The organism is Paraburkholderia ultramafica, from assembly GCF_902859915.1.
GTDB lineage: Bacteria > Pseudomonadota > Gammaproteobacteria > Burkholderiales > Burkholderiaceae > Paraburkholderia > Paraburkholderia ultramafica.
The window spans coordinates 1-7,746 of the sequence record NZ_CADIKK010000087.1 but is presented as its reverse complement, the minus strand read 5'-3'; the positions used below and the strand labels follow the sequence as shown (position 1 = coordinate 7,746).

8 protein-coding genes are annotated in these 7,746 nt (G+C 59.5%); 1 reads left to right on the top strand and 7 read right to left on the bottom strand.

The window, feature by feature from the left end; translation table 11 throughout:
• Positions 1-307 precede the first annotated feature (307 nt).
• From HV744_RS35785 to HV744_RS35755, 7 genes are all read right to left on the bottom strand, one after another.
• Entirely contained in the window at positions 308-2,083 is a 1,776-nt protein-coding gene (locus tag HV744_RS35785) for an Ig domain-containing protein (protein WP_175153972.1), read from the bottom strand.
• A 63-nt stretch (positions 2,084-2,146) separates the two neighbouring features.
• Positions 2,147-2,917, bottom strand: a complete 771-nt coding sequence (locus HV744_RS35780; RefSeq protein WP_175153971.1) for a hypothetical protein — start codon at positions 2,915-2,917, stop codon at positions 2,147-2,149.
• A gap of 15 nt (positions 2,918-2,932) precedes the next feature.
• The gene (locus HV744_RS35775; protein WP_246279371.1) at positions 2,933-3,769 is read right to left on the bottom strand and encodes a hypothetical protein; all 837 of its coding nucleotides are present in this window, start codon (positions 3,767-3,769) and stop codon (positions 2,933-2,935) included.
• Positions 3,770-3,867: 98 nt separating this feature from the next.
• Positions 3,868-4,227, bottom strand: a complete 360-nt coding sequence (locus HV744_RS35770) for a hypothetical protein (RefSeq protein ID WP_175153969.1) — start codon at positions 4,225-4,227, stop codon at positions 3,868-3,870.
• A 24-nt stretch (positions 4,228-4,251) separates the two neighbouring features.
• Entirely contained in the window at positions 4,252-4,887 is a 636-nt protein-coding gene (locus tag HV744_RS35765; protein WP_175153968.1) for a hypothetical protein, read from the bottom strand.
• A gap of 39 nt (positions 4,888-4,926) precedes the next feature.
• Positions 4,927-5,718, bottom strand: coding sequence for an N-acetylmuramidase domain-containing protein (locus tag HV744_RS35760; protein ID WP_175153967.1), 792 nt, complete (start codon positions 5,716-5,718; stop codon positions 4,927-4,929).
• A 90-nt stretch (positions 5,719-5,808) separates the two neighbouring features.
• The gene (locus tag HV744_RS35755; protein ID WP_175153966.1) at positions 5,809-6,009 is read right to left on the bottom strand and encodes a hypothetical protein; all 201 of its coding nucleotides are present in this window, start codon (positions 6,007-6,009) and stop codon (positions 5,809-5,811) included.
• Between the two features lie 726 nt (positions 6,010-6,735).
• Between HV744_RS35755 and HV744_RS35750 the strand changes: the two genes are divergently transcribed.
• The gene (locus HV744_RS35750) at positions 6,736-7,596 is read left to right on the top strand and encodes a hypothetical protein (RefSeq protein WP_175153965.1); all 861 of its coding nucleotides are present in this window, start codon (positions 6,736-6,738) and stop codon (positions 7,594-7,596) included.
• Positions 7,597-7,746 lie beyond the last annotated feature (150 nt).

The window sequence follows — 7,746 nt, the reverse complement described above, 5'->3', positions numbered from 1 at the left end:
AACAGTCGCTATCTTCATGATGAACGCTCCTTTGCCGTGGACGTCACGACCGCTCCACTCTGGCATAAACCTCTCGCTGCGTAGCGGGAGTCGTCCATCACATCAGAGCCCCCTGTTGAATGTAAAAATTCTGCTATACGAAGCAAATCTCCTTGCCAGTTGTCTGTGGCCGGCCTGCGGGGTCGCCTGCTACGACCAGACGCAGGCTGGCCACAGACAAATGGAGGCGCAGAGACCTTCGGAGAAAACGAGTCTGGAAATCCCGTTTTACTCCAGCGGGCTTACTTCCACGGCCCTCCCATAGCATCTAGGGGTCGACCTGAAGCGTGAAATCATCGGCGGCCATCTTTGTCGCCGAGTCGACCACCTGAAGTCTGAACGCGAAGCTCCCCTGCTTGTTCGGCGTTCCGCTCAGCACGCCGGAAGGCTGAAACGCGATGCCAGGTGGCAATGCTCCTTTTATCAGGTCCCAGGTGTAGGGGCCTGAACCGCCCATCGCGGTCAGGCTAACGCTATACGGCGTGCCCAACTTCGCCACAGGCAGCGCGCCAGCCGTAGCGCACACAACATGTGGCACCGGAAATGGCGGCCTGAGGTGCAAGGCCTGCTCGGGAACCAGCCGCCCCAAGGTCACCTCGAACATCGTACGCGCGGATTCCCAAGCCTGCAGATAATCACCGTAGGCGACTTTCGCTGCTTTCACGCCGGAGTCTTCGCTCATAAGCACGACGGTATCGCCCAGGAAACGTGCATTGGAGTCGTCAAGACTGTCGCGCAGCGTCTTCTCTGCGTCGCGCAGTTTCTTGATCAGCTTGTCGAGATCCGCGATCGAAGGCGGCGCCACCAGTTTGCCCGCAACATAGACAACCTGGCTCAGACCGAGAATGCCAAGCAGTGCCTGCGGAATGTCAAACGAGCTGAGATCCGTCAAATGCGCACCCGCGCCAACCAGTGCGAGTCCCACTAGAACGCTGAACGTCACCATCTGGAAGCGGTAGACGTCAAATTGGCCGTCGCTCGAGACGATGTCCTTCCATTGCGCCATGTTCGCTTCGGCCACGCCGCCCTCGGGCAGCCAGCGGCGGTTGATGAGCCACGTCCAGTTTTCATAGTCGAGCCGGTTCTTGCTCACTTCCGTGCCGGCGGACGCAGTCGCGCCCAAACCCGATATGCCCATCAGCAAAAGGACCGTCGTGGAAAGTCCAGTGAGGTGCCCGGTCAGCATCCAGATATAGAACACCAGCCCGAGCACGAGAATCGAGAAAAAGAGGATTTGCAGCTTGGCGGGACTGCCCCGCCCGTTCGGTCCGGCCGTCAGCACGACTGGGTCGAAGTGGCGCAGCATGCTCGCGTAGTTCGTTCCACTCGTGGGATGCGCATTGCCGGCCTTCTCGCTCATGCGTTGCGATTTGCGCACGTAATAGGTCCCAATGACAGCGAGACAGTAGCTCACCACGCACAGGAGCGCCGCCAATGCGAACGACAATCCTCGGCTCGAAATGGTCGTGTCCAGCGCGGCCAGGAAGGTTGGCACGCCCCCGTCGGCACCCGCGCATCCCAGGATATAGATCCTCGCGTCCCCGTTGAATGGCGTCGCGCCGCCTACGCTCGAGGTGTAGCGCAGAAGGGTCTTGGACCCGGTCGACTCATCCTTCATGAAGTCCGTTCCTGCAGGACCGACCGTGGCCTCCTCCGCGGAAATCGCGGCAGCCGGAACGTATTGCGAGAAGACAGGATTGAGTGGTTTTCCCGAAGAGCCTGCTGAACTGCGGGAAAGGGCGTCGGCCGTGCGGCTGTCCATGACCACCACGCGATAATTCTCAGGCTCACCCTCACCTTTGACATTTGCCGCCAATCGCCGGAAAAGCAGCAAATCGATCACGCCAGAACTGGGTAAAAAAAGAACGCGATTCGCCACGCGCACCCTTTCGAGGGTTGGTGCGAGCTTGCCGATTTCCTGCGCCGCGGCAGCGGCGGAATCCGCCGAGCAGGCAGTGACCGCCGCCGGCTCTGCTGCTTGTGCATGGAGACAGGCGAAGTGGAGCAAGACGACGCTAAACACGAATCTCAGTGCGCAACGCATCGCGGCCTCCTGGATCGAGCCATTGCACAGCGCAGTGCGTGAAGACAGGCCCTTGAAAAGGGGTTATTCGCACGAGCCGGAGAGCCAGACTTCGAGCGGTGACGCTTTACCATCCGGCGGCTGCGCAAACGATACTGGAACGGTCATGGGGCATCCCTTCGAACGAGTGAATGCTTCCACGGACGCGGCAAGCTTCTTCGCGGCAGCTTGATCGCCTGGCGCGAAATATTTGACCTGGGTTTTCCAGCCCCCTGCCACGCGCTCAGCGGCGGGCGCATTAAAGGAATCCGTACTCAGATGGTTGCGGAGATCGTCGATGAATGCGCGGCTCAAGTCCCCCTTGAACTGAATATAAGCAAGGCGCGGCAGGTCAGTTTGAGGGTGCACGGTTCGCAATTCGGCGTCCGTCTTCGTGAGGCTTGCCCGGAGCCGCTCGCTCTCGTTTTGCAGTTCCGTGTATTCCTTCCTGGCCGCCTCGCGCATCTCGACACTGCGCTTGAGTTCGACCTGAGATTGCGCGAGCGATTGCTTTGCTGCCTGGGCGGCTCGCTCAGCCAAAGTCTTTTGCTTCACGGCTTCGTCGAATTCAGTCTTTGCGACCTTCGCACGCATCTCGCCCACTTCAAACTGGGTGACCGCCGCCATCAGCCCGCCTGCGCCAAGTATCACGCCGCCCACTATCTTTGCGAAGTCGATCCAGAATGAGTTCCTCGCCCTGCCCACCTCGGAGGCGAGGTCACGCCTGATCCTTTCCGTTTCAGCCTGGGTCTTTTCAATATTCGCTCGCTTCAATTCGTCATCGAGCGAGTTGTTCTTTTCGGCAAGAGTGTCCATGAAACTCCCCGGTTCTCAAGGCAAGATCTTCCTTGCGGCTACGTCCGCGCAAAAGCGCGCAGCGATCTTTTGATACCCCGCCGAAGTGGGGTGAATCTCGTTAAGCCAGTCGGCACTGGCAATGCCGGGGTTGGCATTGGCAGGTTGCAGCGTTCCGAGCGTTCGAATCACGTGAAAATTTTGCAGAGGCAGGCCATTTACCAGGTCGAAGAGCCGGTCGAGAAACTCGTTTGCCAGTGCTTGCCAGTCCGCAGGCGAAACTTCATACGCCACCAGGGCGGGATACAACCACGGACCAAAATGCAATCCCGCGCCTACGTCGCGCGGCATCGCATAATCGTAGGTGTGGGTGATGACAGGCATGTTCTGGTTACTTTTACTGGAGGCGCGCATGGCATCGAGCGCAACAAATTGCGCGCGCAAATGCTGCTCGAAAATCGTCCAGCCATCCTGGGATATATACGTCTTTGCGCCGCTCCCGCTCCCGCGCTCGCGCTCGACCTTCGTGAGCAGCAGCCGGTCGCCCGGGCTATGCGGCGTGCCATGCGCGTCCGTGGGCGCCACGCCGAGCGCGTCTATCAGATCGTTGCCGCCGGCCGATAGCAGCATCGCGTCCCACGGACGCTCGCGCGGACCGCAGAGATAGCTCGCGAACCATGGGTTCCTGCGCCAGTCGACCATATGGGCGAGCGTATCTCCTGGATCCGCGCAGTTAACCACGATCGCTGAATGACCGAAATCCAGATGCGGCAGCAGCGACGACGCGCGAAACAGGTTGAGTCCGTTGATGGAGAACCAGGAGTCGCCTTGCGCAAGCATGCGATAAGTTGGCGACGAAAAGTCCGGCGCCATTTCGCTGTCGACCTGCGACGCAGGGACGATCTGCGGCGTGTTCGGCATCATGCCTCCCTATGACGGCAACCATACCCACTGGATACACTCGATATCGCTTACACGGCTGCGAATGGTGCAACGAGTGCCACGCCTGCCAACCCGTTGATGGACTCGTAGATAGCGTTCACCACGGCGTTATACAGCTTTTCAATTACTACTTCGGCGAGCTGCACGAAGGTATCCACAAACCCGCGCGCCATTTGCCCGAGTCCGTCCAGATAGAATTTCCTTTCGGCAACCGTGAATGCATTCGCTTCGATCATTCCCGCAACCAATGCCGACTGCTGGGCGATTGACTGCAATTGCGTTTGCGAAAATCCGGCGAGCATCCGAATGTCCTGGCCCGTTACCGTCTTCACAGACGAAGAGATTCCTTGCGCAAACACGTCGACCGCCGCTTTGAGATCCAGTGCCATGGCCGTTCCTTGCACGTGAAAACATCAGCGTTGTAGGAAGCTCTCGTAAAAGAGCGCTTCGGAGATGAAGTATTGGGTATAGCCGCGGTTTGCGGCCACCTCGAAACTATTGAGGCCATGCGCACAGTCGGTGTCCCTGAGCAACGTGATTGCTCTCGAAATCTGCCGCAGAGCCGACGCGCTGGCAGGAATATATTGATTCGGGTCCGATGTGAGCGTAGGCATCGAAACTGCGGGTGCCCGCGCAACATGTCGTGCAGACGCACATTCCGAGGCGGCGAGACTCAACGCCTCATCCCCTCCCCCGAACATCGGGGCGGGCGTCGCTTTGGTCCATTGCGCGAGCGCCCCTTCGACTTTCTCCCGAATCGCGCTATCTGGCACAGGCCGGCTTTGCGACTGCAACGCGAGCGCGTCGACCGTCCCGATGATCCTGTTGTATTGGTCCTGGCGGCCAGTGAACGTCACCTTGTCTACACCCATGCCGGTCGTCGCGTACAGCTTCATGATGTCGCCGCTCACACCCTGAATGCCGCCGAGCAGCACCGGGTCATAGGCTGGCGCCAACTGGATGGTGCAAGCGCTGGCCGCGAGCACGACGGAAAGCGCAAGGGCGGCGCCCCAGCGCCAATATCGGCGTGCATAGTTAGAGACGGACATGTGCTCCTCCGTGAACGGAGCCCGCAGACGATGAGGCCTTTACAGCGGCAACGCGTTCACACGCAAGATCAACCGCTCCAGCGTGCCGTCATCGAGCGTCATGGTCTCGGGCATCGCCTCTTTTGCCTGAAAGAGGTTCATGGCGTCTCGCGTGCGCTTGCCCAATATGCCATCCACCGTACCCGGAAAATAGCCGAGATAGATCAGGTAGTTCTGCGCGGCTCGCACCTTCAGGTCCGGCGTGCCGCCGAACGAAAAGCTGTTGAAGGCGGCTCGCAAACGGGCGTCGTAGTTATTCACGGCAAAATTGGGACCGTTATAGTTGCGCGCGAAATTCGTCCAGTCGCGTGCGCGCAGAGCATTGATCGACCCGTTCTTCGCCATCTGGGTGGCGGTACACAAAAGCTGGTCGTTTTCCGCGCGGGTCATGCGCTCGACCATGTCTTCCACGCTGCTCGCCCCGGTGTCGGCGAAATTGAATCCCATTGTCTGTCCGACGCCCCAGGATGCGCTTTGCAAGGCGACCTCACGATTCAACTTCATGGCCGCAAGCAGGCGGTCATACTGATGACTCCCAGTCGCGCCGTAGTTTCCCGCCTTAGGATTGCTGATATCAGGGTTCGAGGCGTCGAATTTATGCGCAGTCAAACGACTGAATACATGTTGCTCGTAAAGTATTTTTGGTCGACGATCCGAAAAGAACCCGACTCCCGACGTTTCGACCGACAGCACCGACCACAATTCGGCCGCACCCACTTTCAATACGTCCAGCGCCTGTGCCATGCCTTCGTCATCCAAAACAATTCCGTGACTAACGAATTCGTCGCTCATGGAAACCTCCGTCAATACGCAAAAGATAAAGCGAGCTATGCGACGAGTGGGAGCTGTGATAGGCCGTCAATTGCCAGCGCTCGGTGCGCTTCAGAACAAACCCGTATGCGTTACCAATAGCTCGAACGGTGAAATCTTGAGGCTCCAGTGCGCGAACCGCATTGGCTGTGATTGCGTTCGCCGATGTGTGCGGTTTGTACCTACATCCGGCAGGGCAATCGCCGCGCTGGCGTGCTCGGCCGCCATGGCGGCGGCCAACGCTCCCAGCGGAGCGAAGAATTTGGCTTTCATGGTCTTAGTCTCTCTCTTGATAATGGGGCTCGCTGCCTTCGTCTTTTTAAGCGCCATCCCGTTGACGCACGGATAAGATTAGACGACGTGCATGTACTTTTAAAGCAAATTTTGGATTGTTCGTCAGGTTCCGAACGCTCCGCCAAAACCCGTCGTTGAAGGACCTCTTTCTATTCGCGCAACCACGACGCGAAATGCGAATCCCGACTCTGCATCATGGCGGACTACAGATCTGGGGAGAAAAATGGAATTGTGCGGGGCGGCGGCGTCTTCCGACTTCTTGAGGGGAACCGCCGATCGATATGACCGCGTGAACGGCCGTTGTACGGCTCTTTTGAAAATGCAGTGGGTAAGAATTTGCACATTTTTTGAGCACTGGACCGTTCTTGGGTGACGATGCCCCACCCCTAACCCCGCCTCGAGGCGGGGAAGTCCTCGCCGCCGGACGGGCTCGGGGGCAGGCGCAGCAAGACTTCGCCAGCCCCAAGCCCTCTAGCTTGTTTGGGAAAGTGAGCGCGTCAATGGTTCGCTTCGCCGGACGTCCCGTCCGCCATTGACCCACTCATTTTCCCCACCGACAACCGGCATCACCCACTCAAATTTCGAAAGAGGCCGTTGTACCTTAGAAACTGTGGCGTGGTTCAAAGGCGGGTAACAGGAGCAGCCCAAGAATGGGGTTGCGATGGTCGATAATGGCAGCCCCAATTTTCTAGTCGTGGTGCCGGGATGAATCGATGCGCAGGCGCAGCGAAGCTGCTTGAGCGGGAGCGCAAGGAACTGGCGATCCGGGCGTTATCGGGATCGGAGACGGTCAGTGCGCTGGCCGGACAGCACGACGTAAGCCGCAAGTTCATTTACGCGCAAACGCGCAAGGCTAGCGTCGCACTGGATGAGGCGTTCCCGTGCGGCGCCTCAGATGAGCAGGTGCTGTTCGATCTGCCGGTCAGCCGGCGCTGGCTGAACCAGGTAACGCTCGCGCTGACGATGATCTGCCGCAGTTCGTTTCGCGGCGTCACGGAATTCATGCGCGATCTGCTGGGCGTGCCGATCAGTGTGGGCAGCGTCTGCAACCTGCATCAATGGGCCGCACAGCAGGCGGGGGTGATCAACCGCGCACAGGATCTCGCCGGCATCCGTGTGGGACTGCACGATGAAATCTTTCAGGGCACGCAGCCGGTGCTCGCCGGCGTCGATGCCGCTTCGACCTATTGCTATCTGCTCGCCGCAGAACAGCATCGCGACGCCGACACCTGGGGCGTGCATCTGCTTGACGCTAAACAGCAGGGATTGAATCCGGACTACACGATTGCCGATGCGGGACGGGGCCTGCGCGCCGGACAGCAGTCTGCCTGGGGCGACACGCCGTGCCACGGCGACGTGTTTCACATCCAGCACCAGTGCGAAGTGCTCATCAACACGCTGAACAGCCTCGCGCGGGGCGCCCGTACGCGATGCACGAAGCTGGAGGCCCGCATCGCGAAGGGGCACGTGCGCGTGACCTGGGTGGCAATCTTGCTGCCCAGCTGGAACGGGCGTGTCAGGGCCAGGCGCGTGCGCATCGGCTGGCCTGCGATGTGCGCACGCTGACCCAATGGCTCAGTCACGACATTCTGGCGCTGGCGGGTCCGGATCTGGCCACGCGCATGGAACTGTTCGACTTCGTCGTGCAGGAATTGCGTCGGCGCGAACCTCAGGATGCGCGCCGTATCCGCCGGGTACGTGTTGCACTACAGAACC